The 25,141-nt window shown below is 65.3% G+C and carries 22 protein-coding genes and 1 tRNA gene; 14 read left to right on the top strand and 9 right to left on the bottom strand.

What is annotated here, in order from left to right; translation table 11 throughout:
* Together AB7I40_RS07980 and AB7I40_RS07975 are read right to left on the bottom strand one after the other, a co-directional pair.
* Positions 1-474, bottom strand: a complete 474-nt coding sequence (locus AB7I40_RS07980; protein WP_428347627.1) for an FHA domain-containing protein FhaB/FipA — start codon at positions 472-474, stop codon at positions 1-3.
* Positions 467-1,186 (bottom strand): FhaA domain-containing protein, encoded by a 720-nt coding sequence (locus AB7I40_RS07975; RefSeq protein WP_428347626.1) that lies wholly within the window; start codon positions 1,184-1,186, stop codon positions 467-469. Before AB7I40_RS07975 ends, AB7I40_RS07980 begins: the two co-directional genes overlap by 8 nt.
* A 161-nt stretch (positions 1,187-1,347) precedes the next feature.
* On the opposite strand from AB7I40_RS07975, the gene AB7I40_RS07970 reads away from it, so the two are divergent.
* Positions 1,348-1,431: transfer RNA gene (locus tag AB7I40_RS07970), tRNA-Leu, on the top strand.
* Between the two features lie 206 nt (positions 1,432-1,637).
* Here the strand turns inward: AB7I40_RS07970 and AB7I40_RS07965 are convergent.
* Positions 1,638-2,120, bottom strand: a complete 483-nt coding sequence (locus AB7I40_RS07965; protein ID WP_428347625.1) for a MaoC family dehydratase — start codon at positions 2,118-2,120, stop codon at positions 1,638-1,640.
* A gap of 110 nt (positions 2,121-2,230) precedes the next feature.
* Here AB7I40_RS07965 and AB7I40_RS07960 point away from each other — a divergent pair, with 110 nt between their 5' ends.
* Genes AB7I40_RS07960 through AB7I40_RS07940 form a run of 5 tightly spaced genes read left to right on the top strand, consistent with a single transcriptional unit; the run spans position 2,231 to position 7,338 of the window.
* Positions 2,231-3,454 (top strand): acyl-CoA dehydrogenase family protein, encoded by a 1,224-nt coding sequence (locus tag AB7I40_RS07960; protein WP_428347624.1) that lies wholly within the window; start codon positions 2,231-2,233, stop codon positions 3,452-3,454.
* A 1-nt stretch (position 3,455) separates the two neighbouring features.
* A complete protein-coding gene (locus tag AB7I40_RS07955; RefSeq protein ID WP_428347623.1) occupies positions 3,456-4,271 on the top strand; it encodes an SDR family oxidoreductase in 816 nt (271 codons plus the stop codon).
* A 46-nt stretch (positions 4,272-4,317) separates the two neighbouring features.
* Positions 4,318-5,310: a phosphotransferase family protein gene (locus AB7I40_RS07950; protein WP_428347939.1), complete on the top strand. Its 993-nt coding sequence runs from the start codon at positions 4,318-4,320 to the stop codon at positions 5,308-5,310.
* Positions 5,311-5,352: 42 nt separating this feature from the next.
* Complete coding sequence (gene fabG, locus AB7I40_RS07945) at positions 5,353-6,111, top strand: 3-oxoacyl-ACP reductase FabG (protein ID WP_428347622.1); 759 nt, start codon at positions 5,353-5,355, stop codon at positions 6,109-6,111.
* A 36-nt stretch (positions 6,112-6,147) separates the two neighbouring features.
* Positions 6,148-7,338: an acetyl-CoA C-acyltransferase gene (locus AB7I40_RS07940; RefSeq protein ID WP_428347621.1), complete on the top strand. Its 1,191-nt coding sequence runs from the start codon at positions 6,148-6,150 to the stop codon at positions 7,336-7,338.
* A gap of 40 nt (positions 7,339-7,378) precedes the next feature.
* Here AB7I40_RS07940 and AB7I40_RS07935 read toward each other — a convergent pair whose 3' ends face one another.
* Both AB7I40_RS07935 and AB7I40_RS07930 read right to left on the bottom strand, forming a co-directional pair.
* Positions 7,379-8,152: a crotonase/enoyl-CoA hydratase family protein gene (locus tag AB7I40_RS07935; protein ID WP_428347620.1), complete on the bottom strand. Its 774-nt coding sequence runs from the start codon at positions 8,150-8,152 to the stop codon at positions 7,379-7,381.
* A gap of 36 nt (positions 8,153-8,188) precedes the next feature.
* On the bottom strand, positions 8,189-9,187 hold the full coding sequence (locus AB7I40_RS07930) for an NADP-dependent oxidoreductase (protein ID WP_428347619.1): 999 nt from the start codon (positions 9,185-9,187) through the stop codon (positions 8,189-8,191).
* A gap of 230 nt (positions 9,188-9,417) precedes the next feature.
* On the opposite strand from AB7I40_RS07930, the gene AB7I40_RS07925 reads away from it, so the two are divergent.
* The gene (locus tag AB7I40_RS07925; RefSeq protein ID WP_428347618.1) at positions 9,418-10,227 is read left to right on the top strand and encodes an enoyl-CoA hydratase-related protein; all 810 of its coding nucleotides are present in this window, start codon (positions 9,418-9,420) and stop codon (positions 10,225-10,227) included.
* A gap of 24 nt (positions 10,228-10,251) precedes the next feature.
* Here the strand turns inward: AB7I40_RS07925 and AB7I40_RS07920 are convergent, their stop codons facing one another.
* Positions 10,252-10,887 carry a TetR/AcrR family transcriptional regulator gene (locus AB7I40_RS07920; RefSeq protein ID WP_428347617.1) on the bottom strand — a complete coding sequence of 212 codons (636 nt, stop codon included), beginning with the start codon at positions 10,885-10,887 and terminating at the stop codon, positions 10,252-10,254.
* 257 nt (positions 10,888-11,144) lie between these two features.
* Here AB7I40_RS07920 and AB7I40_RS07915 point away from each other — a divergent pair, with 257 nt between their 5' ends.
* The gene (locus AB7I40_RS07915; RefSeq protein WP_428347616.1) at positions 11,145-11,960 is read left to right on the top strand and encodes a helix-turn-helix transcriptional regulator; all 816 of its coding nucleotides are present in this window, start codon (positions 11,145-11,147) and stop codon (positions 11,958-11,960) included.
* A 4-nt stretch (positions 11,961-11,964) separates the two neighbouring features.
* Here AB7I40_RS07915 and AB7I40_RS07910 read toward each other — a convergent pair whose 3' ends face one another.
* A complete protein-coding gene (locus AB7I40_RS07910) occupies positions 11,965-12,900 on the bottom strand; it encodes an SDR family NAD(P)-dependent oxidoreductase (RefSeq protein ID WP_428347615.1) in 936 nt (311 codons plus the stop codon).
* A 225-nt stretch (positions 12,901-13,125) separates the two neighbouring features.
* On the opposite strand from AB7I40_RS07910, the gene AB7I40_RS07905 reads away from it, so the two are divergent.
* The 4 genes from AB7I40_RS07905 (at position 13,126) to AB7I40_RS07890 (ending at position 19,893) form a co-directional block, all read left to right on the top strand.
* The gene (locus AB7I40_RS07905; protein ID WP_428347614.1) at positions 13,126-14,115 is read left to right on the top strand and encodes an acryloyl-CoA reductase; all 990 of its coding nucleotides are present in this window, start codon (positions 13,126-13,128) and stop codon (positions 14,113-14,115) included.
* 27 nt (positions 14,116-14,142) lie between these two features.
* A complete protein-coding gene (locus AB7I40_RS07900; protein WP_428347613.1) occupies positions 14,143-15,657 on the top strand; it encodes a class I adenylate-forming enzyme family protein in 1,515 nt (504 codons plus the stop codon).
* Between the two features lie 124 nt (positions 15,658-15,781).
* Positions 15,782-18,421, top strand: a complete 2,640-nt coding sequence (locus AB7I40_RS07895) for a flavin-containing monooxygenase (RefSeq protein ID WP_428347612.1) — start codon at positions 15,782-15,784, stop codon at positions 18,419-18,421.
* A gap of 44 nt (positions 18,422-18,465) precedes the next feature.
* Positions 18,466-19,893: an aldehyde dehydrogenase family protein gene (locus AB7I40_RS07890; RefSeq protein ID WP_428347611.1), complete on the top strand. Its 1,428-nt coding sequence runs from the start codon at positions 18,466-18,468 to the stop codon at positions 19,891-19,893.
* Between the two features lie 78 nt (positions 19,894-19,971).
* Here the strand turns inward: AB7I40_RS07890 and AB7I40_RS07885 are convergent, their stop codons facing one another.
* Positions 19,972-20,808: a class II aldolase/adducin family protein gene (locus AB7I40_RS07885; protein ID WP_428347610.1), complete on the bottom strand. Its 837-nt coding sequence runs from the start codon at positions 20,806-20,808 to the stop codon at positions 19,972-19,974.
* 189 nt (positions 20,809-20,997) lie between these two features.
* The gene (locus tag AB7I40_RS07880) at positions 20,998-22,086 is read right to left on the bottom strand and encodes a sugar ABC transporter substrate-binding protein (RefSeq protein ID WP_428347938.1); all 1,089 of its coding nucleotides are present in this window, start codon (positions 22,084-22,086) and stop codon (positions 20,998-21,000) included.
* A gap of 407 nt (positions 22,087-22,493) precedes the next feature.
* Here AB7I40_RS07880 and AB7I40_RS07875 point away from each other — a divergent pair, with 407 nt between their 5' ends.
* Together AB7I40_RS07875 and AB7I40_RS07870 are read left to right on the top strand one after the other, a co-directional pair.
* Positions 22,494-23,552: an ABC transporter permease gene (locus tag AB7I40_RS07875; protein ID WP_428347937.1), complete on the top strand. Its 1,059-nt coding sequence runs from the start codon at positions 22,494-22,496 to the stop codon at positions 23,550-23,552.
* Positions 23,549-25,093: a sugar ABC transporter ATP-binding protein gene (locus AB7I40_RS07870; protein ID WP_428347608.1), complete on the top strand. Its 1,545-nt coding sequence runs from the start codon at positions 23,549-23,551 to the stop codon at positions 25,091-25,093. The genes AB7I40_RS07875 and AB7I40_RS07870 overlap by 4 nt, the downstream gene beginning before the upstream one ends.
* Positions 25,094-25,141 lie beyond the last annotated feature (48 nt).

The following is a 25,141-nucleotide window of genomic DNA, read 5'->3' as shown; positions in this document are numbered from 1 at the left end:
TCACTTCCTCAATTCGAGGGTGGTCTTGCCGATCCGGACCTGGGTGCCGAGCGCGATGGTCGTGGGCTGGGTGATCCGGGCGGTGCCGACATAGGTGCCGTTGGTCGAGCCGAGGTCCTCCACGAACCACTGGTCGCCGCTGGCAGCGATCCGGGCGTGGCGGGTGGAGACGTAGTCGTCGTCGAGCCGGATCGCTGCGTCGGTGCCGCGACCGATGAGCACGGGCGCGGCGTCGAGCTCGGCGCGCTGCCCGGCGTTGGGTCCGTCGACGACCGCCACGTGGGTGGGCGAACCGCGGCGCTTGGTGGGCGGCTTGGCGGCCTTCTGCCGGCCGCCGTTGCGCTCGACGCGGGCACCCTCGGGAACTCGGGCCCCGAACATGTCGGAGCGGATCACCGAGATTGCGGAGAGCACGAAGATCCACAGGATCGCCAGGTAGGCGAACCGGATCAGGAAGAGGGTGAGCTCAGACATCGCCGCTCTTCTCGTCGTCGACGATGCGCACGGTCATCGTGGTGTTGCCGATCTTCACCGTCGAGCCGTCGTACAGGGGTGACTCCAGCACCTTGCTCGCGTCGACCAGCATGCCGTTGGTGGAGTCGAGGTCGCGGACGCCGAGCTTCAGGCCCTCGCGGCCCCCGGAGACCAGGAACTGGATGTGGCGGCGACTCACTCCCGGGTCGTTGATGCGCAGGTCGGCCTCGGTGCCGCGGCCCACGACGAGGCCGGGGGGATCGAGGGGGTGCTGGGTGCCGTTGACCTCGAGCAGTGCGCGGGCCCGCCCGACCTGGGTGTTGGTGGCGTTGTGGGTGACCTTCGCGACGGCCTTGCTGCGGACCCGGAACCTTCCGGTGGTGAGGTCGTCGGCCCCCTCGAAGACGATGTTCACGGGTCCGGGGAAGACGTAGCTCTGGTGGTCGGCGTGCTCGCGCAGCGTGCTGGTGAGCTCCTCGGCCATGGCGCTGTCGTAGGGGCTGAGCCGCTCGAGGTCGCCCTCGCTCAGCTCGACGTGGAAGCTGTTGGGCACCAGGCGCCGGTTGCGGCTGAGGATCTGGGCGTTGTTGTCGACCTCGCGCTGGAGGGCCGCGGAGATCTCGACGGGCTGCACGGCACTGCGGAAGGCGCGCGCGAACACGCCGGAGATCATCTGCTCGAGCCGGTTCTCGAATCGCTGCAGTCCACCCATCACGCCTCCTCCCGCTCCTGGTGGTCGATCCGCTCGTCGTGGCCGAGCCTGTCGAGACCACGCCCATCGCCGCCCCGGGGTCCTCCGGGCTCCGTCGATCGTATCGGGGTGTCCCAGTTTGGGTTCCGCTGCCGCGCTGGGATAACCTTTGCAGGCTTCACGCGCGAGTGGCGGAATAGGCAGACGCGCACGGTTCAGGTCCGTGTGTCCGAAAGGACGTGGGGGTTCAACTCCCCCCTCGCGCACAACAGCCCCAGGTCTTCTGACCTGGGGCTTCGTGCATTTGCAGGATGCCCGCGCACTTGCGAAGTGGGCACCAGCCCTCACCGCAGGGAGTGAACATGGCATGGATCGAGAAGAAGAGGCGCCGCGACGGAGGCATCTCCGCACGAGTGGTCTGGTGGCTTGGAGGCGATCGCGAGGGCGCCAATGTTGCGGGCAGGCATGACCGTCAGGTCGGGGGAGGTCCCGGCACCAAGTGAGCGACTGACACCGCCACGCACACCGGCCGGTCGTGGTCTTCACGTTCGAAGACCTGTTCGTGGTGAAGCAGCAAGCCCTTGGCCCCTTCTTGGACGCTCAGAATCTTGGCACGCAGGCGCACTCGCGAATCTGTGGGGAGAGGGGCAGGGAATCTCACCTTCTCGTAGCCGTAGTTGAGGCTGGCTGAAAAGTGCTCGAACGAGATCAGGTCCGCCAGGAGCGCCGGGCCGAGCGACAGAGTGAACAGCCCATGGACGACCGTCGAGCCGAGTGGGCTGGCTTCTGCGCGCGGGGCGTCGACGTGGATCCACTGCAGATCACCGGTCACCGCGCCGAAGGAGGCGACCCGTTCCTGGCTCATTGATGACCAGGCGGAGGGTCCCAGCTCCACACCGACGAGCGCGTTGAGGTCGTCCAGCGTGGACGGAGTTTGAGGCTGATTCGCAGCCATCGCTCACCTCTCATGTGGTCCAGTTCATGAACATCTAACTTGAAACTGAAGTCGGATTCAAGTCATAGTAGAGAAGTTCTTGCCGCGTGTGATCACTACCAGGGAGTGCCATGTCCATGTTCGAAATCTCCGATCGCGCCAAGCAGCTCCAGGAGGAGCTGCTCGGCTTCATGGACGAGCGCGTCTACCCGGCGGAAGCCGTCTATGCCGAGCAGATGCGGGAGTCCGGCGACCCGCATTTCCATCCCCCTGTCCTCGAAGAGCTCAAGGCAGAGGCGCAGCGACGTGGCCTGTGGAATCTGTTCCACCCACACGCCCAGTGGGGTCCGGGCCTGACGAACTTCGAGTACGCACACCTCGCGGAGATCATGGGTCGCAGTCCGCACCTGGCGCCAGAGGCCACCAACTGCTCAGCACCGGATACCGGGAACATGGAGGTCTTGACCCTGTTCGGCACCGCTGAGCACCAGGAGAGATACCTCAAGCCGCTCCTTGAGGGCACTATCCGTTCGGCCTTCGCGATGACCGAGCCGGCGGTGGCCAGCAGCGACGCGACCAACATCCAGCTGAGCATGGAACGCGATGGAGACGAGTACGTGCTCAACGGTCGCAAGTGGTTCGCATCAAACGCGCTGCATAAGAACTGCAAGGTCCTCATCGTGATGGGCAAGACCGATCCGCTCGCTGATTCTCACCGGCAGCAGTCCATGATGGTCGTCCCCATCGACGCCCCTGGCGTCACCTTGGTACGTGGCCTCTCAGTGTTCGGCTACTACGACCGCGAGGGGCACGCCGAGATCCTGTTCGAGAACGTCCGGGTCCCCGAGGCCGATGTTCTCTCAGGTGTGGGTGAGGGTTTCGCGATCAGCCAAGCGAGACTCGGCCCCGGACGCATCCACCACTGCATGCGGGCGATCGGCATGGCGGAGCGTGCGCTCGAACTGCTCTGTCGTCGCGCGCTCGCGCGCGAGACTTTCGGCGCCGCCTTGGCGGAGCGAGCCAACATCCAGGACTGGATCGCCGAATCCCGCATCGACATCGAGAAGACTCGGCTGTTGACATTGAAGGCTGCGTGGATGATGGATGAGGTGGGCAATCGAGCCGCCCGAACCGAGATCGCTGCCATCAAGGTCGACGCGCCGAGCATGGCGTTGCGAGTGGTGGACCGGGCCATCCAGGTCCATGGGGGCGGCGGCGTCACGGATGACTTCCCCCTCGCCGAATTCTGGGCTCACCTCCGAACCTTGCGCCTGGCTGACGGTCCCGACGAGGTACACAAGAGGTCAATCGCCCGCCAGGAACTGCGGAAGTACACCAGCGCCCGGAGCCACTGACATGGACGTGCACGGGCTGGCGGGACTCACCGCCATTATCACTGGTGGATCGCGGGGTATCGGACTTGCGACCGCTGACGCGTTCGCCGCCGCAGGATCGAACGTGGTGCTCACCTCGCGGCGGCTGGACTCGGCGTTGAACGCGGCCGACTCGATCAACGCTCGGGCAGAGCCAGGCAGAGGCGTCGTCGTTGGCATGGAGGCGCACGCCACCACGCCGGGGGCCGCTGAGCTGTGCGTCCAGCGAACGCTCGAAGAGTTCGGCTCCGTCGACATCCTCGTGAACAATGCCGGAACCAATCCGGCCTATGGTCCGCTCATCGAGCAGGACCACCTCCGATTCGCCAAGACCTTCGACGTCAACGTGTGGGCGGCTGTGAACTGGACGTCCGTCGTCGTCCGGGCGTGGATGGGCGAACACGGCGGCTCCGTGGTCAACACTGCGTCAATCGGTGGACTCTCGGTGGAGCCGGACGTGGGTGTATACAACGCCACCAAGGCGGCGCTCATACATCTCACTCGTCAGCAGGCCTTCGAACTGGCTCCCGGTGTTCGCGTCAACGCAGTGGCCCCAGGTGTGGTCCGGACCAGACTGGCCGAGTTGCTGTGGAGCGACCACGAGGAACGCCTCCGGTCCGAGATACCCCTCGGGCGCATCGGTGAGCCCGAAGACATAGCGGGCCTCGTCACCTTCCTCGCTTCACGTGCAGCGTCGTGGATCACCGGTCAGACGGTCGTCATCGATGGTGGTGCGCTTCTAGGAGACGCATCTGCGGATCGGGCGCCTCGTGCCAGTACGGCGGAACACCGTGGCTGACAAAGCGAGGACCCATGAGTCCCACTCATCAGTTGACTTGGACGTCGTGCGCCAGTGGATGCCGACGGTCGGCCAGCGACCTGAGGGCCGACTCTCTCTGACACGAGTCGGGCTGGGCCAGTCCAACCTCACCTTTCGCCTCATCGACCAATCAGGTAAGAAGTGGGTCCTACGTCGCCCACCCTTGGGGCGTCTGCTGGAGTCCGCGCATGACGTCGCTCGCGAAGCCCGGATCCTCAAGGCGCTGGGCCCGACGGCAGTGCCAGTCCCGCAGGTCTATGGCGAGCTGCCACGAGGCGCGACCAGCGACGGCGCCCCTGCATTTCTCATGTCGTGGGTTGACGGCAACGTCGTGGACACCATGAATTCGGCTGAGGCGTTGGATGCTGAGGGACGACGGTCGATCTCAGTCGGCCTGGCCAGGACTCTCGCACGCATCCACGCCGTCGACGTACAGAGGGCCGGTCTGTCCGAGTTGGCCAGCCACAAGGCCTACGCGCCGCGACAGCTCAAGCGATGGAAGGGCCAGTGGGAACAGTCCAAGACTCGTGAGCTTCCGCGCCTCGACGACCTCACGCTCTGGCTTGAGCAACGATTGCCGGTGGAGCGAGAAGTCGTGCTCGTCCACGGTGACTTCCACGTGCGCAATGTCATCGTCACTGCGGGCACCTCGGACGTCGCCGCGGTCCTGGATTGGGAGCTCAGCAGCCTGGGACACCCGCTGGCGGACCTGGGCACGCTGCTCGCCTATTGGCCCCACCCGGGCGAGGTGGGGCTCGGAGGGTTCACGCCCACTGCCCTCCCTGGGTTTCTCACCCGGGACTCGATGATCGCGGAATATGCCCGCGCTAGTGAAGCTGACGTTGGTGACATCGTCTTCTGGCAGGTTCTCGCGCTCTGGAAGCTGGCGATCATCGCAGAAGGGGTCCTGCGGCGCACCAAGGACCAGCCGCTGAACAAGGCTGCGGCAGGCGCGCCTGAGGCGGCGGAGATCTCGGGACTGGTGGACCGGGCATGGCACGTGATCGCCCATGCCTGAACTACACATCGTCTTCGCAACCACGAGCAGAGGAAGAACAAGATGACAGGGACCAAGCCGACCGCCATCGTCACCGGAGGAGCAAGAGGGATAGGGGCTGCCACTGCAGTTCGTCTTGCTGGTGAGGGCCACGGGGTTGCTGTCGCCGACCTCGACCTCGCGGGATGTGGCGAGGTGGTCGAGTTCATTCGGTCTGCGGGAGGAGTGGCAATGCCCGTCGTGGTCGACGTGGCTGACGAGGTCAGTGTCGCCGACGGAGTGCGCCAGGTCGCCGAGGAGCTTGGGCCGCCGAGCGTCCTGGTCAACAACGCGGGGATCCTCCGCGACAATCTTCTGTTCCGGATGACCTTGGCCGACTGGGATGACGTCATGGGCGTGCATCTGCGCGGCGCCTTCCTGATGAGCCGGGAAGTTCAGCAGCACATGGTTGCTGGACGGTTCGGTCGGATCATCAACATGTCCAGCGTCTCCGCCCTCGGCAATCGTGGCCAGGCAAACTACGCAGCCGCCAAGGCAGGACTGCAAGGTCTCACGAAGACGCTCTCGATCGAACTGGGGAAGTTCGGGATCACGGTGAACGCGATCGCCCCGGGATTCATCGAGACGGACATGACACGAGCGACAGCAGCTCGCATGAACGTCGAGTTTGATGAGTTCCGAGATCTTCTGGTGGCGGAGATTCCGGTGGGGCGTTCTGGAACTGCGGATGATGTCGCAGCCGCTGTCGCCTTCTTCGCGAGTCACGAAGCCGGTTTCGTTTCAGGCCAGGTCCTCTATGTGGCCGGCGGCCCGACCACCTAGGCAGCCCACCCGCTACCAACAGATCAGGAGAGGCCAATGAGGCAAGCGGTCATCGTTTCCACAGCACGGACACCCATCGGGAAGGCCCATCGCGGTGCCTTCAACGACACATCTGCCCAGGAGCTCGCAGGTCACGCGATCCGGCACGCCGTCGAACGGGCGGGTGTCGAGGGACCTGAGGTCGAAGACGTGATTGTGGGGGCAGCGCTGCAGCAGGGATCGAGCGGTTTCAATGTGGCACGACAAGCTGCCTTGCGTGCCGGCTTGGGGGTTTCTGTGGCGGGAATGACAGTCGATCGACAGTGCGCGTCGGGGCTGATGGCAATCGCGACGGCGGCGAAGCAGATTGTTTCCGATGGCATGGACGTCGTGGTGGGCGGAGGAGTCGAATCTGTCTCCCTGGTTCAGAACGAGCACCAGAACAACTATCGCGCGGAGGACCGCTGGCTTGCCGAGAACCTGCCCGACATCTACATGCCGATGCTTCAGACGGCAGAGGTCGTTGCCCAACGCTATGGCGTCAGCCGTGACCAGCAGGATGAATTCGCATGCGCTTCTCAGCGGCGTACTGCGCACGCCCAGCGCAACGGACTGTTCGACGACGAGATCGTCGCGTTCACCTCATCGCGCCTGACCCGGGACCAGTCCGGAGACTTGGTGTCCGAACGACGCACGATCAGTCAGGACGAGGGGAATCGACCGACGACCTCGCTGGCGGGCCTCGCCGGTCTGCGCCCGGTGCTTTCAGGCGAGAGGGCACAGGCCACAGTCACGGCCGGAAACTCGTCGCAGCTCTCTGACGGCGCCTCTGCGTGCGTCCTGATGGAGGCCGGAGAGGCGAGCCGTCGAGGCCTTGAGCCGCTCGGGAGCTATCTGGGTATGGCCGTGGCCGGATGCCCACCCGACGAAATGGGTGTTGGCCCCGTCCTCGCGGTCCCACGGCTGCTTGCACGGCACAAGCTCAGCATCGACGATGTCGATCTCTGGGAGCTGAATGAAGCTTTCGCGTCGCAGGCCGTGCACTGCCGTGATGCGCTGGGTATCGACCCCGATCGCCTCAATGTGAACGGGGGAGGCATCTCCATCGGCCATCCCTACGGCATGACCGGCGCTCGTCTCGTGGGCCACGTTCTGCTCGAAGGTCGTCGACGTGGAGCGCGCCATGCGGTCGTGACCATGTGTGTCGGGGGTGGCATGGGTGCCGCGGCCCTGTTCTCGGTCCTGTGATGGTGGTTTCGCGCCCGACCTGGACACGCGATCCGCGCGGCTACCTCCCGGTCCACACCGGTTGGCGGCGTTCCGCAAATGCCCTGGATCCTTCCTGGGCGTCGTCGGAGCTGTTCACCAGGTCAGCTGTGCCGGCTTGGAGCCCCCAACCGGCCCCCAGACCCCAATCTCCCGCCTGACTGAGGATGTGCTTGGAGCCAGTCACCGCCAACGGCCCGTTCGACGCGATGGTATCTGCGAGCTTGAGTGCGGTTTGCAGGGCAGCGCCAGGCTCGGTCACGCGATTGAGCAGACCCACCTCACGGAGCCTGTCGACCGACATCGGCTGCCCGGTGAGCGCGACCTCCGCGGCAACGTGGTACGGGATGCGTTGGGCCAGGCGCAAGAGACCTCCGCCGGCAGCGACCAAGGCACGGGTCACCTCCGGCAGGCCGAGCCGAGCATCGTTGGAGGCAACGATGAGATCGCAGGCGAGCGCCATCTCGAGCCCGCCAGCAAGAGCAAACCCCTCGATGGCTGCGATCAGCGGCTTACGCGGTGGGGCCTGGGTGAAACCCGCAAACCCTCGGCCGTCGATGAATGGCAAGTCACCGGTAAGGAATGCCTTCAAGTCCATCCCCGCGCTGAATCCGGCGCCTGCGCCCGTGAGCACGCCGACCCGTCGGTCCGGATCGTTGTCGAAGCCGTCGAGTGTCGCGGCCAGCGCCCGGGCCACCTCGCTGTTGACGGCATTGCGAGCATCTGGTCGGTTGAGTGTGATGACGAGGATGTGTGGGTTCCCGGCGAATGGCTCGGCGAGGACGGTGTTACTCATGGTGCTCCTTCTCAAGGTGTGAGGCGACTTCGCTGGTCACAGACGGACGAGCATCTTGCCGGTGTTCTCCCCTGTGAGGAGACCCGTGAACGCCTCGACGGCACTCTCGATACCGATGTGGGTGGAATGGGCGGAGGCGAGTTGCCCGTCGCGTCGCCAGGCCAGTGCCGCTTCGCCGAACTCGGGTAGCAGATCGAGGTGGTCACCCACCAAGAAGCCTCTGAGTGCGAGGCGCCGGGTGATGGCCAGGATCAGGTTGGTCGGACCGGCTGGGCGCTGTTCCTCGTTGTACTGAGAAATGGCGCCGCACAGAGCCACCGAACCGTGGTCGGCGAGGTTGTCGAGCGCCGCTTCGAGATGACCTCCTCCGACATTGTCGAAGTACACATCGATCCCGCGTGGGGCGGCGTGAGCCAACTGGTGTCCGAGGTCGCCGTCGCGATAGTTGATCGCGACGTCGAAGCCGAACTCGTTCACTAGTCGATGGCACTTCTCGGAGCTTCCTGACGAGCCGATGACACGAGAGGCCCCCCGAGCGCGGGCGACCGTCTTGGCCACCAGCCCCACCGCCCCGGCGGCAGCGGATATGAACACGACGTCCCCCTGTTTCACGGGTGCGATCCTGGTCAGGCCCACGTAGGCGGTCAGGCCAGGCATGCCGAGCTCGCCCAGATAGCACTCGGCAGGAGCGGCTCGAGTGTCGATGCGTCGGGCCGTCGAGGCTTCGACGACCGCCACCTCTCGCCAGCCAAGCCCATGAATGACGTCCGAGCCAACGGGAAACCGCGGATCGGACGACCCGATCACCTGCCCCACGGCAGCGCCATCGAGGGCAGCGCCAAGCGCGAAGGGATCCACGTAGGAGCGAACGTCGTTCATCCGCCCTCGCATGTACGGGTCGACTGACATCCAGGTGTTGCGCACCAGTAGATGTCCCGGCGGCGCAGACGTGGGCGCGGGGCGGTCGACGACCTCGAAGTCGTCGCTACTCGGCTGCCCGACAGGGCGGCGTACGAGCCGCACTTCCTTGCTCATGCTCGACGTCCTTGTGGTGGTCCGAATCGTGGGGGTCATCGTGGCATGTATTGAAACTGACTTCAACTTCGAAAGAGTGGTTTCGCCGTACAGCCTCTCCGGGCCCGCAGCCTGTCCACCTTGGTGCACTGGGGAAGCTCCGACCCGGGCTGTCAGCATCGGTACGACAGGCGGCCAGTGCTGGTAATCCGGCGACGGCGCGACCCCGACGATGCTGAGGAGCGAAGCAGATGACTGAAGGTTCCGTCGCGACTGAGGTCGACACCGTCCTCGCTGACCGGCGAGGTGGAGTCCTCGTCCTCACCCTCAACCGTCCCGACCGCCTCAATGCATGGAACAGCGCGATGGAGAGCCGCTACTTCTCACTCCTCGATGAAGCTGAGCGTGATGGCGACGTCCGCGCCATCGTGGTGACGGGAGCCGGTAGAGGTTTCTGTGCTGGGGCGGACATGGACGACCTGCAGGTCGTTGCGGGGGCGGACGAGCAGACTCTGCCCGTGCGGCAGGTCCCGTGCCATCGCCCCCTCCTTCTCGCGAAGCCGTTGATCGCCGCGGTCAATGGGGCCGCTGCTGGGCTCGGTTTCGTCCAGGCGATGTACGCCGACATGCGTTTCACCAGCCCGGACGTGAAGTTCACCACGGCGTTCGCGCGGCGGGGGCTCATCGCGGAGTACGGGATCGCGTGGCTGCTGCCCCGGCTGGTCGGGCAGAGCGCCGCCTCCGACCTGTTGCTGTCCGGGCGCATCGTCAAGGGGCATGAGGCTTTGGAGATGGGGCTCGTCGACAGAGTGGTGGAGCCTGATCAGCTGCTCGAGGAAACGGTGGCCTATGCGCAGGAGCTGGCGGCGTTCTCCTCGCCCGCGGCGATGAAGGCCATCAAGGCGCAGCTCCTGCAGGCGCAGCAGTCGTCCTTCCTCGAGGCGGTGGCCGACGCTGACGCGCGCATGCTCGAGTCCTTCCAGCACCCGGACCTGGCCGAGGGAGTGTCGAGTCACCTGGAGCGGCGCGGTCCTCGGTTCGCAGGCCTGGCGGGCTCCTGAGCCCGCGCCGGTGCGGTGTCGGTGCTATCCCCCTGAGGGGCGCTCGGCGTCGGGGATGCGGAGCGCATTGAGCCACAACCTGGTCAGGGTCGTCATGAGTTCCTCCCAGTCGAACGGCTCGCCAAGCACCAGCCCCAAGTAGGCGAGGCGGCTGATCATGCTGGAGAGAACCCATGATGTCGTCATGGGGTCCAGGGAGGCGTCCGCCAGGCCGGCGTCCTGAAGCCGCGCGATCTTCAGGGCGTTCCGCTCGGCGAACGTCCTTGCGCGCTTCAGCCGGAGCTCGGCGAAGAGGGGATCGAGAGTTGCCACCTGCTCGAGGAGCATCATGAGTCGCGCGTTGCGTCGGTAGGACTCCAAGTAGGCGCGATTGCTCGCTTCGATGACGGCGCCAATCGTCTCGTTGCTCTCCGGAACGTGAGGGAAGCCCGGATTCAGCATGTCGTCCTGGACGGTGTCCAGTACGGCGACCAGTGCCTCCTCCTTGCTCTCGAAGTAGGTGTAGAAGGTTCCACTGGAGCAGTTGGCCGCGGCGGTGATGTCGCTCAACCGTGAGTTGATGAAGCCGTCCCGTTCGAAGACGCCACGTGCAGCAGCCACCAGCGCGGCCCTTGTCCTCAGCCCTCGCTTCGTCGACGGCAACTCCTTGAGAGCGTCCATCGCAAATGCCGAGCGGGCGCCGAAGCTCACGGGCGGGGGTGAATCTGCAGACATGAGCTCCCTGTCGTCCACGTGGTGGTGCCGGCGCTGCCAGGCGCGAAGGTAGCACGAACATGACTTCAATTTCAGTGATGTTCAAGTTACACTTGACGTCAAGTTCAGTTTCGGGCGTGTATCACGAGTTCGGAGTAATGTGCGTCACGTCGCGCCGCTGCGCTCGCTGGATCTCGTGCGCACCGACGGTGAGGAGTGAGGCGATGAACGGACCGAGGACTCCCAACGGGGGAGTGCGGATTCCGGTCGAGCACTACGAGCGAGTGCTGGCCGTCCTCGAGCAGTGCGATGCCGCCGAAACCCTGGAGGAGTTCAAGGAGCTCGTCTTGGAGTCGCTGGCCTCGGTGTTCTCCTACCGCCACCTCACCTGCTTCTCGGGCCCCACGGTCAAACAGGCCTTCGGAGATCGAGCACCATCGTTGCGCGGATCGTGTGCCGTGAGCTGGCCCGGCTATCGGGACCAATGGCACAAGCTCGACGTGCTGTCCTCACCCGAGTCCTGTGCCAACCTGGAACGGGACGGCTTCAGCGATCTCAGAGGGCTCTCACGGGTGCCCGACTGGGGTCGCGAGTACATCGACGGACACATGCGCGCCTGGGGCTACCGGTCGTCCGCGGTGATCCACCTCGAGTTCCCTCAAGGCGGACATGCCCTTGTCGGACTCACCGATCCCGACCCTGACCTGATCGACGATGTCGATGCCGCCACTCTTCGCGTGCTCTCGCGCAACCTCTCGGCCATCAGCCGGCGACTGGCGACGTCCCGAGTCGAGGAGCGAATGCCCGATTCGCTCAGTGATCGCCTCCACGAGGTGGCGTCACTGGTGTGCGCGGGCCAGTCGAACCGGGAGATCGCCGAGGGTCTCTACTTGAGCCTGGACACCGTGAAGAAGTACGTCAGCCGGATCCTGGCCACCACCGGATGTCGTTCCCGTGCCGAGCTCGTCGCACGCTATCGACCTCCAACGCGACGCATCAGGCAGGACATGGGAGGCGAGGTGCGCGCGTCGCGGCCGTGATGCATCAGCTCGAGCCGGCCGGCGGATCAGGCATCGTCGCGAAGACGCCCTGCTCACGCATCTTCACATAGAAGTCTGGCTCGTAGACGCCTTCGGGGTGGGCCCGCACCGCGGCATCGAGAATGTGCGCATCGTCCCCAATCAGGATCCGCCACTCGCCGGCACGGACACCCTCAAGGATGTCAGCGGCAGCTTCGGCGGAGGACATCGGCGCATTCGTCCTGAATGACTCGTCGATCGCCTTCAGATCACCCTGAAGTCCGTCTGAGCCGTTGCTGCCGGGTAAGACATCGTCGTGGCCGCCGAGGTAGGACATGGAGTTGCGTACGAGCGATGTGCCGATGTAGCCAGGCATCACCAGGGAGATCCCCACGTTGGGTGCCCGCAGCCGGAGGTCCGTGATCAACGCCTCGCTGAACCCTCTGACCGCGAACTTGGCTGCGCTGTAGGCGACCAAGGACTCCGACGTGCTGAGCCCGGCCCAGAATCCGTTGACACTGCTGGTGTTCACGATGCGTGCCTGCGGGCTCCTCATCAGCGACGGAAGGAAGACTCTCACTCCCAGGTACACGCCACCCCAGTTCACGTTGAACACTCGCTCCCACTGCTCGCGGGGCTCGACGACGAAGCTGTAACCGGCGCCACCGATCCCCGCGTTGTTGAACAGCAGGTCCACGTGGTTGCAGCCGTGAGCGTCCTCGACATGGGCACGAAATGCCTCGAGCTCCGCTTCGGATGAGACGTCGGCGACGAAAGACGAGAGCCGCACACCCGGAGCGGCCGACGCCTCGCACAGGGCGAGGGTCTCCTCCAGGTTCTTGGAAGACACATCGCAGATCGCCACATGGCATCCCTCCACCGCGAGCTGCCGGGCGAGCTCGGCCCCCATCCCGGCGCCACCTCCGGTGATGACCGCGAGTTTGCCGCTGTACGTCTCCATTGCGTCTCCTTTGACGAGACCCGGAACCCCGGATCGCTCCGCTTTCCGACGCTAGGCACTGCCCCAGAAGCCGACCAGTGCACCAAAGTGCGATTCGTGTGGGGTGGCGTGTACACCTTCGTGCACTGTGCGAGGCAGGTAGGGATTCCTAACGTGGAGCGCGTGCCGGCTCCGCTCAGGAGCAGCCGGACGCAGCAGAACATCCGACGTCCACGAGGAGAGTCTGTGCGGAGCTTCAGGGCCATCGAGATCCAGCGGGGCGACGACGGGTACATGGTCGATGTGGTCGATCGCCACCGAGCGGAGCCGGGAGACGGGGAAGTCCTGGTGGACGTCGCCTTCTCGGATCTCAACTACAAGGATGGACTCGTCATGTCCGGCCGGTTCGACCTGGTCACGAGATTTCCCATGGTCGCCGGCATCGACTTGGTGGGGACCGTCGCAGAATCGAACAGCGACAACGTGCGCGTCGGTCAGCTCGTCACCGCCAATGGCTGGGGACTGGGGACTGATCATGACGGGGGGCTGGCTCAGGCGACCCGCCTTCGTGAGGAGTGGGTCACGCCCGTGCCGGCCGGCATCGACGCATTCTCGGCCGCCGCGATCGGTACCGCCGGCTACACCGCCGCGCTGGCCGTGTGCGCTCTGCGCCACCGTGACGTGACCAAGGACTCCGGGCCGGTGTTGGTCACCGGTGCGGCGGGAGGCGCAGGGTCCATTGCTGTCCTGCTCTTGTCCCGTCTCGGGTACACCGTGGTTGCCTCCACGGGGAGGCGGGACAGTGAAGCGCCCTACTTGGCGAGTCTGGGCGCGAGCGAGGTGATCGATCGGATCACCCCCCTGCCTTCGGGCCAACTCGGCAAGGCGAAGTGGGCTGGGGCCGTCGACACCGTGGGGAGCAGCACCCTCGCGACGATCCTCGCCGAGACGCGTTACGGCGGCACTGTGTCCGCCATGGGGATGGCCCAAGGAGTGGATCTTCCTGGCTCGGTCGTCCCGTTCATCACGCGTGGAGTGACGCTGGCCGGGATCGACTCGGTGTATGCCCCCCACGACGCCAGGCTCGAGGCCTGGGCCTTGCTCGAGGACGTACTCGATCTTGAGGTTCTGGCAGGGATCACCGAGACCATCGGGTTGTCAGGCGCCCCGGATCGAGCGCTCGAGATCCTGGCCGGCAAGGTGCGAGGCCGGGTAGTCGTCGACGTCAATGCGTGAGCTGGCGGTCACGAGCAAGGAGTCAAGGTGAACGTCGTCGAGGGGTTGTGGGATCGCGCCGGCCGACAGCCCGACGCGCCTGCCCTCACGGTCGGCGATCGGACCTGGACCTACGCCGAGCTGGTGACGAGCGCATCGGTGATCGCGACGCGCTTGATCGTCAGCGGCGTGAGACCCGGTGACAGGGTTCTCATCGTCCTGCCGACCTCGGCGGAGTTCGTGGTCATGTACCACAGTGTCCTGGCCGCGGGCGCCATCGCGGTGACCGTCAACACCATGAGCACCCGCGAGGAGATCGACTACTTCATCAAGGACTCCGGATGTGTCCTCGCCGTCGGCTGGCACGAGGCCCCAGGACCCGTCACCGCGGCCACGTCGGCTCGAGCCGTCCCGCTGTGGATCCCGGACCCCGTCACCCGCCCGCTCTCCGGCATGGGTTTCGTTCCGATCGTTCGAGGGGACGACGACGTCGCCGTCCTGCTGTACACCTCCGGGACGACCGGACGCCCCAAGGGTGCGCAACTGACGCACGTGAATCTGCGCGAGTGCGCTGACGCCGTTGCTGCCGGTCTGGAGCTGGGAGGCGACGAAAGGTTCGGCACCGCGCTGCCCCTGTTCCACGTGTATGGCCAAGCAGTGGTGATGGGCACGGCGTTCCGCTGCGGCGCGCTCCTGTGCCTTCTGCCCGTCTTCGATGCGCCACGGCTGTTGCGGATGGCCTGCGAGGAGGGGCTGACCCTGCTGGCCGGCGTCCCGACGATGTGGAACGACATGCTGGATGCGGAGACGGGGCTTGAACGAACTGACTTCCATCACCTCCGCATCGCGCTCTCTGGTGGCGCCGCACTGCCGCTCGAAGTGGCGCGTGCGCTCCGAGACCGCTTCGGCTGCACTCTGTTGGAGGGCTACGGGCTCAGCGAAGCCACGGGCGTCGCGACGATGAACAGCCCCGACGGCGTTCGGAAACAGGGCAGCGTCGGCCGCCCGCTGCCGGGCCTCCGGGTCCGCGTGGTCGACTCGGACGGGTCTCCGGCTCTGACCGGTGACGTGGGCGAAGTCGAGATCAGCGGTCCGGTACTGATGAGGGGCTATTGGGGGCGGCCGGAGGCTACCGCCGAGGTCATGCACGGCGAGTGGTTGCGTACCGGCGATCTGGGCCGACAGGACGCTGAGGGGTTCCTGTGGATCGTCGATCGCAAGAAGGATCTCGTGATCCGTGGGGGCTACAACGTGTACCCGCGCGAGATCGAGGAGCTGCTCTACGAACACCCCGCAGTCCGCGAGGCCGCGGTGATCGGGGTTCCCGACCGTCGGCTCGGCGAGGAGGTGGCCGCCCTGATCGTCTTCCGGCAGGGGCACTCGGTCGGCGTGGATGAGCTACGGGGGTGGCTCGATGAACGGTTGAGTGCCTACAAGACCCCCCGGATCTTCCTTCAGGTCGACGTCCTCCCGAAGGGCACCACGGGCAAGATCATCAAGCGTGAGATCGACCGCGAACGGGTCCTCGCGACAGGAACCCGAACGGTGAGAGCAGCGAGATGAACCTCGCCCCCGTGGGGAATGACACCTTGGTGCACTGTGCGCCGACGGATCGGCTTCCTAGCGTGGCACAGCGTCCAACGAGTGCCGTTGAGACCGCCACATCTATCCATGAGGAGGCCGCCGCATGGCGACGCAGAGGGTCCAGGACACCCACATCGAGACCCCAGGCGCCGCCCCGGGTGCTGACGTCGATGTGATCGTCGTCGGGGCTGGCTTCGCGGGCCTCTACATGTTGTACCGCCTGCGCGAGCAGGGATTCTCGACGATCGTTCTCGAGGCCGGGGAGGACGTCGGCGGCACCTGGTTCTGGAACAGGTATCCCGGCCTGCGGTGTGACATCCCCACCACTGACTACTGCTACACCTGGGACGCCGCGCTGGAGGAGGAGTGGACCTGGTCGGAGAAGTTCGCAACCCAGCCGGAGATTCTGCGATACCTGCAGCACGTCGCCGACCGGTACGACCTCCGACCCGGCATCCGGTTCTCCACCCGCGTCACGAAGGCCGAGTGGGACGAGGCATCGGCATCATGGACCGTGGACGCGGCCACCGGCGAGAGCTGGACAGCACGACACGTGGTGATGGCATCGGGCGCTCTGTCGGTCCCGAAACCAGTCGACATCGATGGTCTGCAGGACTTCGCGGGCGAGGTGTACAGCACCTGCAGCTGGCCCGAGGAGCCGGTGGACTTCGCCGAGAAGCGCGTTGCTGTGGTCGGTACCGGGTCCTCCGGCATCCAGCTCATTCCGCTCGTCGCCGACCAGGCGGCACAGCTGACCGTCTTTCAGAGGACCCCGGCGTTCTCGCTTCCAGCCCGTAATGGTGCTCCCCCCGCCCACAGGGTGCAGAGGCTTGCCGAGGACCGGCAGACCTATCGCGAAGAGGCCCGATGGTCGTCGGGCGGAGTCCCCTTGGACCCGCCGAAGGAGCGAGCCGAGGACCTGTCCGAGGTTGAGCGGGTGGCTCGCCTCGAGGAGGCGTGGGCGGCTGGAGAGATCGCGGCGGTCAACTCCGTCTTCGCTGACCATCTGACGAACAAGGCCTCGAACGACTTCTTTGCCGACTTCATCCGCAGCAAGATCCGCTCGATCGTGAAGGATCCCGCGACCGCCGAGAAGCTGTGCCCGACGGACTACCCGTTCATGGCGAAGCGGCCATGCTTCGACACCGGCTACTACGAGACGTTCAACAAGCCTCACGTCCAGCTCCACGACCTGCGCAGCTCTCCCATCGTGGGTGCGGACGAGAAGGGCCTCGTGACAGTCGACGGGCTGCTTGAAGTCGACGCGATCGTTCTGGCCACGGGGTACGACGCCCTCACTGGTGCCCTCATGGCCATCGACATCGCCGGTCGTGACGGCCTCACCCTGCGGCAGAAGTGGGCCGACGGGCCCGCTACCTACCTCGGACTGATGAGCTCCGGTTTCCCCAACCTGTACATGATCACCGGCCCGGGAAGCCCGTCGGTTCTCTCCAACATGGTGGTGGCGATCGAGCAGCACGTCGATTGGGTCGCGAGGTGTCTCGTCGAACTACGACGTCGGGACGTGAGCAGCATCGAGCCGACGCCCGCCGCCGAGCAGGGTTGGGTCCAGCACGTGCTCGACTGTGCCGAGATCACGCTGTTTCCTGCGGCCAACTCCTGGTACCTCGGCGCCAACGTGCCGGGAAAACCGAGGGTGTTCATGCCGTACGTGGGCGGCGTCGGAGTGTATCGGCAGACCTGCGACTCGGTGCTCGATAGGGACTTCCTCGGCTTCGAGCTCACAGGCGCAGCCGGCACGCAGCGCAGCGACGAGGTGGTCAATCACCTTCAGCCCGATGTCGCGGACCTGGTCCGCACCAGCAGAGATGGTTGTGCCACGACTCTCACCGGTGATCTGCGGGAGGCACGTAAGGCGATCCACGAGGCACGAGGAACACGGCCGGGTGGACGCGAGATCTTCGAAGTCGTTGAGGGAGTGGTTCCCGGAGCGGACGGCGAGCTCCCCTTCCGCCTCTATCGGCCAGATCAGGAGGGGCCCCATCCCGTGGTCGTGTATCTACCGGGGGGCGGGTGGGTGCTGGACGACCCGTGGTCGGAGGGGTTCTGCCGTGACCTGGCCGCCCGAGCCGGTGTCGCCGTCCTCGAGGTCGCCTACCGGCGCGCGCCCGAGGCCCCGTTCCCCGCTGCGGTGCTCGACGCGTACGCGGCCACCCGGTTCGCCAGTGAGCGTGCGGTGGAGCTGGGCGGCATCCCGGGTCAGGTGGCGATCGCCGGTTGGGGAGCGGGAGCGAATCTTGCGGCAGTGGTCGCTCAGATGGCGCGCGATGCCGCAGACGCCCCTGACATCGGCGTACAGGTGCTCATCAATCCCATCACCGATGTGACGGCGATCGCCGAGGGCAGCCAGGCGCAGGAGGGGGAGTACGGCCCAAGGGCCGAGAGTGTCAACTGGCTGGTGCACCACTATGCCGGGACGCAGGACCTGCGGGACCCGCGGATCTCGCCCGCCCGGTCGACGAGCCTGGTCGGCCTGGCACCCGCGGTCGTCGTCACCAGCGAGTTCGACTCGTTGCGTTCTCAGGGCGAGGACTACGCCGACGCCTTGGAGGAGGCGGGTGTCCCGGTGCACAGGATCGCTGCCAGGGGACATGTGCATGCCTCCCTCCCGATGGTGGCGCTGCTGTCCGGTGATCCCGTCCGGGCACAGATCGCCACCACCGTGCGCGAGGTCTTGAACGTCGACAGCCGACTCCAGCCGGTGGTGACCCGCAGCGCTTGACCGGATCGCGGCAGACCACACAACGCCCAGCACTAGGAGGAGCAATGGACCACACCTTGCAGTTCTATATCGATGGAGCCTGGGTCGATCCCATCAGCGCAGAGACCTGCCCGGTCATCAACCCGGCGACCGAACGCGAGATCACATCCGTCGCCATGGGCGGTGTCGCGGATGTGGATCGAGCCGTGGCAGCCGCAAGACAGGCATTCGTGAGCTACTCGCAGAGCACCGTCGAGAGCCGACTCTCGCTTCTGGACAGGATCACGACCGTGTACAAGTCGAGGGCTCGTGAGATCGGGGAGCTCATCAGCGCCGAGATAGGAGCCCCGATCGACCTGGCTGTGAACGTGCAGGCGGCCGTCGGATGGATCCACCTCGAGACGACCCGGGAGGTCCTGGCGTCGTTCGAGTTCGAGACCGCGCACGCGTCTACCATGATCCGGCGGGAGCCGATCGGCGTATGTGCCCTGATTACCCCGTGGAACTGGCCGATCCATCAGATGGTTCCGAAGGTAGCCGCGGCGCTTGCAGCGGGCTGCACCATGATCCTCAAGCCGTCGGAGATCGCGCCGCTCAATGCGGTCGTCTTCGCGGAGATCCTCGACGAGGCCGGTGTTCCCCCGGGAGTGTTCAACATGCTCAACGGGGACGGCCCGATTGTCGGTGCGGGCCTCGCAGCCCATCGCGACGTCGACATGGTCTCGTTCACGGGTTCCACCCGTGCAGGCGTCGACGTTGCGCTGAAGGCCGCCCCGACGGTGAAGCGGGTTGCCCAGGAGCTCGGCGGGAAGTCGGCCAACATCGTGTTGGATGACGCCGATCTGGCCGATGTCGTGTCACGAGACATCGGTGTCCTCTGCACCAACACCGGGCAGTCCTGCAATGCCCCCTCGCGCCTGCTCGTGCCCTCCAACCGGATGGATGAAGCCGCCGAACTGGCTGCCGCCGCCGTGTCCGGTCTGGTCATCGGCGACCCTCTGGATGAGGCGTCGACGGTGGGGCCACTCGCCTCCCGCGCGCAGTTCGACCGGGTCCAGAGCTACATCGCGGCTGGCATCGAGGAGGGTGCTCGGCTCGTCGCCGGCGGCTTAGGGCGCCCTGACGGTCTCGACGTCGGGTTCTACGTGCGTCCGACGGTCTTCTCCCATGTCACCAACGACATGAGGATCGCGCGCGAGGAGATCTTCGGGCCGGTCGTGGTTCTCATCGGATACGAGGATGAGGACGACGCGGTTCGAATCGCCAACGACTCGGTCTACGGACTGTCGGGGTGGGTCTCCGGGGATCCTGAGCGGGCGCGCGCATTGGCGCGTCGGGTTCGCAGTGGCGAGGTGCACGTCAATGGGGCAGGGACCGACTTCACTGCCCCCTACGGCGGCTACGGACAGTCGGGGAACGGACGCGAGTTCGGGGTCTCCGGTCTTGAGGAGTACCTGGAGACCAAGTCCATTCTGGGCTACTACGCCTCCTGAGCGCAGGGCAACGAGAAGGAACCCGGCCCCTCACGGGGACCGGGTTCCTTTTGGTTCGGGTGCGGACGGAGAGTCTCCTCAGTCGAACAGGTCGGGGTCGGTGCGGCAGATCTCATCCCACAGTGGCTGGAAGTTGAACCAACCGGCCCACGGCGTGCCGTTCTCGCGGGCGGTGTGGGAGGCCCACTCATGACGGATGACCTGAGGCGTGCCGGCTGCCATCGCGGCCAGCTGGGCCTGACACGAGCGCTCGAGCGAGATGAACCAGAACACGGCCTCGTCAAGGGTCTGCCCGACGGTGAAGAGCCCGTGGTTCTGATGGATCGCTGCCTTGTTGGCGCCGAGACCTGCAGCGACCTGTCTGCCGGCCTCGATCTCGAAGACCACAGCCCCACCCTGTTCGGTCACGACCGCGTGGTCCTCGTAGAACGTGCAGGCATCCTGTGTCAGCGCCGCGAGCGGGATGCCCAGGGAGCTGAACGACTTGCCGTACGGCGAGTGGGAGTGTGCTGCAGCGATCACGTCCGGACGTGCCTGATGGATCGCGGAGTGCAGGACGAACGCGGCCCGGTTGACGGGTTGGTCGCCGTAGACGACGTCTCCCGAGTGGTTCACCAGGACGAGGTCGCTGACACGCATGTGCCGAAAGCTACGTCCGAACGGGTTCACCCAGAAGTGGTCGGGAAACTCGGGGTCGCGCACAGTGATGTGACCAGCGACGCCCTCCCCGAAGCCGAATCGTCCGAAGATGCGGAGTCCGCCTGCCAATCGCTGCTTGCGGTGGAGGCGTTCCTCCTCGAAGGAGTCGAACACGGGCGGCTTGGGCAGACTCGCGATCTCCCTGGCGACCAGTGGTACGCCGTCGATGTGTCGGTCCGTGACAGTGAGCGCGGATGGCATCTGGCCCAGTTCCATCGTAGAGACTCCTTTCGAACGCATGCAGACGCATGCAGTGTGGATGACCTTTCTCGGTGTCTCGACGCTATTTCCACCGACGGTCGGCGGGCAGTGCACCAAGGTGTACAGCGCGTACGTGCTCCACACATGCCGATTCGCCGGACCCGACAGCACGAGTCCGGCGAACCGGGGGGACCAGCTCCTACGTCACCCGGTGTAGAACGGCGTCAGCCCGGTTCCCTCGGGTATGACTCCCGGTGCCGGGACGTTGGCGTCGGTGACCAGCGGAGAGTCGACGTAGAGCTGGGGGTTCTTGGGCGGCTCTCCGCCAGCCATGATCTTGCCCAGCTCTGTCAGGACGACGTTCGAGACGGCCACCATGTCGTTGACCACGGTGGCACCCTGCGGCCCCCCCTTGCGGATCGAGTCCAGGTTCGGTTGCTCACCGTCGAGCGACACCACGAAGATGTCGTCACGACCGGCAGCCTCGAGCGCCGAGACGGCCGAGTACCCCCCTTCGTCCCACGGCACGAAGATTGCACCGAGGTCGCCACCTGCGGGGTAGCGCGTGAGAATGTCCGTTGTCTTGTTCTGCACGTCGACCGCCGAGTTGTCCGCGTTCACTTCCTGCCGGGCCACGATGGGGATCTTGTAGAAGTCCGCTTGGGTCGTGACACTGAGCTCTCGGGTGCGCAGGTTGGCCAGTGGCGTGTAGCCGAAGATGGCGATACCGCGTCCCTTGTTCTCCACGAGCAGCCGCTGCGAAATGTATGTGGCGACCTTGTTGCCGGCAATCCACTCGTTGGCGCCGATGTCGAAAGCGAGGCCGGGTGCGAGCCCACAGTAGAAGCCGGCGACGGGGATGTTCTTCGCGCCGGCTGCGTCGAGACCATCGCCGATATTGGGGGCTTCGGTGTTGGCCACGACAATTGCGTCGTATCCCTTGTCCGCCCAGACCCTCATGGTGTCGTTGGTCTTGAGAAGGTCGAAGGCGGTATCGACCGCGTCCACCTTGAAGTCATGCTCCTTGCCGAGGTCCTCCATGATCTTGACCGCGCGTGCGACCGTCGGACCCTTCAAGTTGACGCCCACGACGCCGACCGAAGCTCCCTTGAGTGCCGCGAAGTCGGTGGCCGTGAACGAGCCGCCGACCTGCGCTCCGGCTGCTCCACTTGACGTTGGCGCCGTCGACTGTGCGCCACCGCCATCGGTGCTGCAGCCGCCCAGGGCGAGGCCTGCTCCCGCTCCTGCCATGCCGCCGAGCACAAGTCGACGAGAAATGATGCCGTTCTTCATTGTTTACCTGCCTTATGGCTGGGTGTCTCGAATGAGCCAGAGAAATTCGGCCTCGATCCGGCCGATCGAACATGTGCGTTCCGGTGCCGAGTCGGATGCACGACGGTGCAGTCGGAGATTACGACCGGCCTGCTCCGCCCTCCAGTGCACCAAGGTGGACAGGTCGAGCCTGACCGGCTCCGAGGTGAGAGGCGCCAGGAGCTCGACCGAATGGCTCGGGCGTGAGTAGCCGTGTGCACTTTGGTGGACTGGTGAGGGCCAACCGGCAGACCTAGTCTGCGTAGAACAGTTGATGGGGCCAGGCTCCGCGTGGTTTGACGATGGCGACAGCGCAGATCAGTCGGCCGCTCCGCCCAGGCCGGTTCCTGGTCGCTATTCGGCTCCGCGCGATGACAAGGAAGTCACAGATGAAGTCCTCCGAGACGAGTCCACCTCCTCCGACGACCACGGTCGGCGGACCCTCTGTCAGCGGTCCGCCGAGCCAGAAGGCGAGGGAGCAGGTGAGCGCCACGCCTGGTCGCCGATCTTCGTGGTGGCTCATGCTCATTGCCCGCTACGGGACCTTGATCGGCTTCGCGTTGATGTTGCTGGTGTTCTCGCTGACCGCAGACTCCTTCTTCTCCGCTGCCAATCTCGAGAATGTCCTGAAGGCGAGCGCCGCCCTCGGAGTCCTCTCGATCGGACTCACGATTGTCCTCATCCTCGGTGATTTCGATCTCTCGATCGGGTACACGGCGACTGCCGCGGGCATGCTCGCAGCGGGAACTGCACAGAGCTACGGGATGGCGGGAGGAACGGTCGCCGCGCTCCTGGTCGGTGTGGGCGTCGGGCTCTTGAACGGCCTGGTCGTGACACGCCTGGGTGTGTCGGCATTCATCACGACACTCGGTGCCGGTCAGATCATTGCAGGTTGGCTGATCGCCTATCGAGGAGGAATCCAGATCTCGGCTGACCTACCTGCGGACTTCACGTCGCTGGGCAGGGGAAGCATCGGCCCGATCTTCACCCAGGTCGTGGTCTGGTTGCTCGTCTGCGTAGGAGCGTGGCTCCTGCTGGAGCGAACGGTCATCGGGCGCAGGATGTATGCAGTGGGGGGCAACCCGGTCGCTGCGCGTCTGTCGGGGATCAACAACGAGCGTTCTCGCCTTCTCGCCTTTGTCCTCAGTGGCGCCTTCGCTGGCTTGGCCGGGCTCATGGTGACCTCGAGCCTCGGGGTTGGAAACCCTACGTCGGCAGTCAGCTTTCTCCTCCCAGCCTTCGCCGCCTGTTTCATCGGGGCGGCAACTCTGCGCGAAGGGCAGTTCCATGTTGGTGGAACCGTCGTGGGGGTGCTGATGCTGAGCTTCCTGTCCAACGGGCTGGTGATCGCGGGTGTGGAGCGTGCTTGGACCATTGCGTCCCAGGGCATCGTGCTGGTCGCTGCCGTGACCATCAGCACCTTCGCGCGGCGAGTGGCCTCACGATGACAACACAGCAGCCGTGGATACGAGTGCGCGGCCTGAGCAAGAGTTTTCTCGGGGTGGTGGCGCTCGATGGCGTCGACCTTGACGTGCTTCCTGGGGAAGTGCACGGGCTCATTGGTCAGAACGGCGCGGGAAAGTCCACGCTCATCAAGATTCTGGCGGGCGTCCACCATGCCGATGCGGGATCGATAGAGATCGAAGGCACCGAAGTGCATCTTGCGAATGCCGCGCAATCGGCTGCCGCTGGGATCGCTGTCCTCCACCAGGAGCCTCAATTCGTTGCTGATCTTCCCGTCTACGAGAACGTCTATCTCGGCCTGCGGCCACCGATGATCGGCCCGTTTCTCCACCGGGCAGCCATGCGATCCAACTGCTCAGACATCCTGCGCCGGCTGGGCGTCGTACTGGACGTGAACAGCCGGATGGCGGACCTGCCAGCGGCCCAGAAGTCGATGGTCTCGCTCGCACGATGTCTTCTCCTCGGGGCGAGGCTGATCATCATGGACGAGCCCACCGCCTCCCTGGGCGCTCACGAGGTCGAGCAGGTGTACACGACGGTCGAGCGGCTGAAGGCTGCCGGCCTCAGCGTCATCTACGTCTCCCACCGGTTGGATGAGATCGCGGCGTTGTGTGATCGAGCCACGGTGCTCCGAGACGGAAGGCTAGTGGCCAGCGTTGAAAGAGCGGACCTACAGGATCGCAAGACCCTGGTGCGCATGATCCTCGGCACCGAACCCTCCGACCTCGTACGGGCCGGTCGCCACACCCGTGGCGAGCTGAGCGTTCGGGTCGAGGGGCTGAACTGGAAGAACAAGGTCCAGGACGTCAGCTTCGACCTGCATCGTGGTGAGGTCACCGGAGTCATGGGCTTTGTGGGTTCAGGTCGCTCAGAGGTGGCTCATATGCTCTTCGGCTCTCTGCGTCCTGACTCTGGAACCATCGAAGTCGATGGCCGTCCGCTGCGGGCGTCATCTCCCCAGGCAGCAATCAAGCGGGGGATTGCGCTGTTGCCCGAGGACCGAAGGCATCAGGGGTCGTTCGGCGACTGGACCGTCCGCGAGAACTTGACCTTGGCGGCATTGTCGAGCTTCTCAGTCTTCGGCTATATCCAGCGACGCAAGGAGCGGCAGCGTTATGCATCCGACAAGGGTCGGCTGGGAATCAAGGTGGCCAGCCCCGAGAGTCGGTTCAGCCACCTGTCGGGAGGAAATCAGCAGAAGGTCGTGATTGCCAAGTGGCTGGCGACGGAGGCGGACGTGTTCATCTTTGACGAACCGACGCAGGGCGTCGATGTGGGAGCGCAGGCAGAGATCCACCGACTTGTGCGTGACATCGCCGCACAGAACCGAGCTGTGCTGTTCATCTCCAGCGACCTGGAAGAGACCCTGCGCATCAGCGATCGCGTTCTGGTGATGAGGGAGGGGCGGGTAGTCGGCGATCTCGACTCGGTGGAGACGAACCTCGAAGACGTGCTGGCGCTCTGCTTCGGAGGCGTACAGGATCCACTCCAGGGGATGGACCCTATCGGGGATCGCTCGGCATGAAGCAATGAAGCACGGCGAGCCCGTCCTAGGTCCTGAACGCCGGAGGTA

The sequence above is a fragment of the Nocardioides sp. genome (assembly GCF_050246775.1).
GTDB lineage: Bacteria > Actinomycetota > Actinomycetes > Propionibacteriales > Nocardioidaceae > Nocardioides.
The sequence above is the reverse complement of the archived record's forward strand: the minus strand, read 5'-3'. Positions and strand labels throughout refer to the sequence as shown.

Bases quoted from the DNA above. Each gene is read 5' to 3' on its own strand.
- AB7I40_RS07935 (WP_428347620.1), bottom strand. From the start codon at position 8,152: ATGAGTAACACCGTCCTCGCCGAGCCATTCGCCGGGAACCCACACATC.
- AB7I40_RS07975 (WP_428347626.1), bottom strand. From the start codon at position 1,186: ATGGGTGGACTGCAGCGATTCGAGAACCGGCTCGAGCAGATGATCTCC.
- AB7I40_RS07965 (WP_428347625.1), bottom strand. From the start codon at position 2,120: ATGGCTGCGAATCAGCCTCAAACTCCGTCCACGCTGGACGACCTCAAC.
- AB7I40_RS07870 (WP_428347608.1), top strand. From the start codon at position 23,549: ATGACAACACAGCAGCCGTGGATACGAGTGCGCGGCCTGAGCAAGAGT.
- AB7I40_RS07880 (WP_428347938.1), bottom strand. From the start codon at position 22,086: ATGAAGAACGGCATCATTTCTCGTCGACTTGTGCTCGGCGGCATGGCA.
- AB7I40_RS07940 (WP_428347621.1), top strand. From the start codon at position 6,148: ATGAGGCAAGCGGTCATCGTTTCCACAGCACGGACACCCATCGGGAAG.
- AB7I40_RS07980 (WP_428347627.1), bottom strand. From the start codon at position 474: ATGTCTGAGCTCACCCTCTTCCTGATCCGGTTCGCCTACCTGGCGATC.
- AB7I40_RS07895 (WP_428347612.1), top strand. From the start codon at position 15,782: ATGGCGACGCAGAGGGTCCAGGACACCCACATCGAGACCCCAGGCGCC.
- AB7I40_RS07930 (WP_428347619.1), bottom strand. From the start codon at position 9,187: ATGAGCAAGGAAGTGCGGCTCGTACGCCGCCCTGTCGGGCAGCCGAGT.
- AB7I40_RS07890 (WP_428347611.1), top strand. From the start codon at position 18,466: ATGGACCACACCTTGCAGTTCTATATCGATGGAGCCTGGGTCGATCCC.
- AB7I40_RS07955 (WP_428347623.1), top strand. From the start codon at position 3,456: ATGGACGTGCACGGGCTGGCGGGACTCACCGCCATTATCACTGGTGGA.
- AB7I40_RS07920 (WP_428347617.1), bottom strand. From the start codon at position 10,887: ATGGACGCTCTCAAGGAGTTGCCGTCGACGAAGCGAGGGCTGAGGACA.
- AB7I40_RS07910 (WP_428347615.1), bottom strand. From the start codon at position 12,900: ATGGAGACGTACAGCGGCAAACTCGCGGTCATCACCGGAGGTGGCGCC.
- AB7I40_RS07960 (WP_428347624.1), top strand. From the start codon at position 2,231: ATGTCCATGTTCGAAATCTCCGATCGCGCCAAGCAGCTCCAGGAGGAG.
- AB7I40_RS07925 (WP_428347618.1), top strand. From the start codon at position 9,418: ATGACTGAAGGTTCCGTCGCGACTGAGGTCGACACCGTCCTCGCTGAC.
- AB7I40_RS07875 (WP_428347937.1), top strand. From the start codon at position 22,494: ATGAAGTCCTCCGAGACGAGTCCACCTCCTCCGACGACCACGGTCGGC.
- AB7I40_RS07885 (WP_428347610.1), bottom strand. From the start codon at position 20,808: ATGGAACTGGGCCAGATGCCATCCGCGCTCACTGTCACGGACCGACAC.
- fabG (WP_428347622.1), top strand. From the start codon at position 5,353: ATGACAGGGACCAAGCCGACCGCCATCGTCACCGGAGGAGCAAGAGGG.
- AB7I40_RS07915 (WP_428347616.1), top strand. From the start codon at position 11,145: ATGAACGGACCGAGGACTCCCAACGGGGGAGTGCGGATTCCGGTCGAG.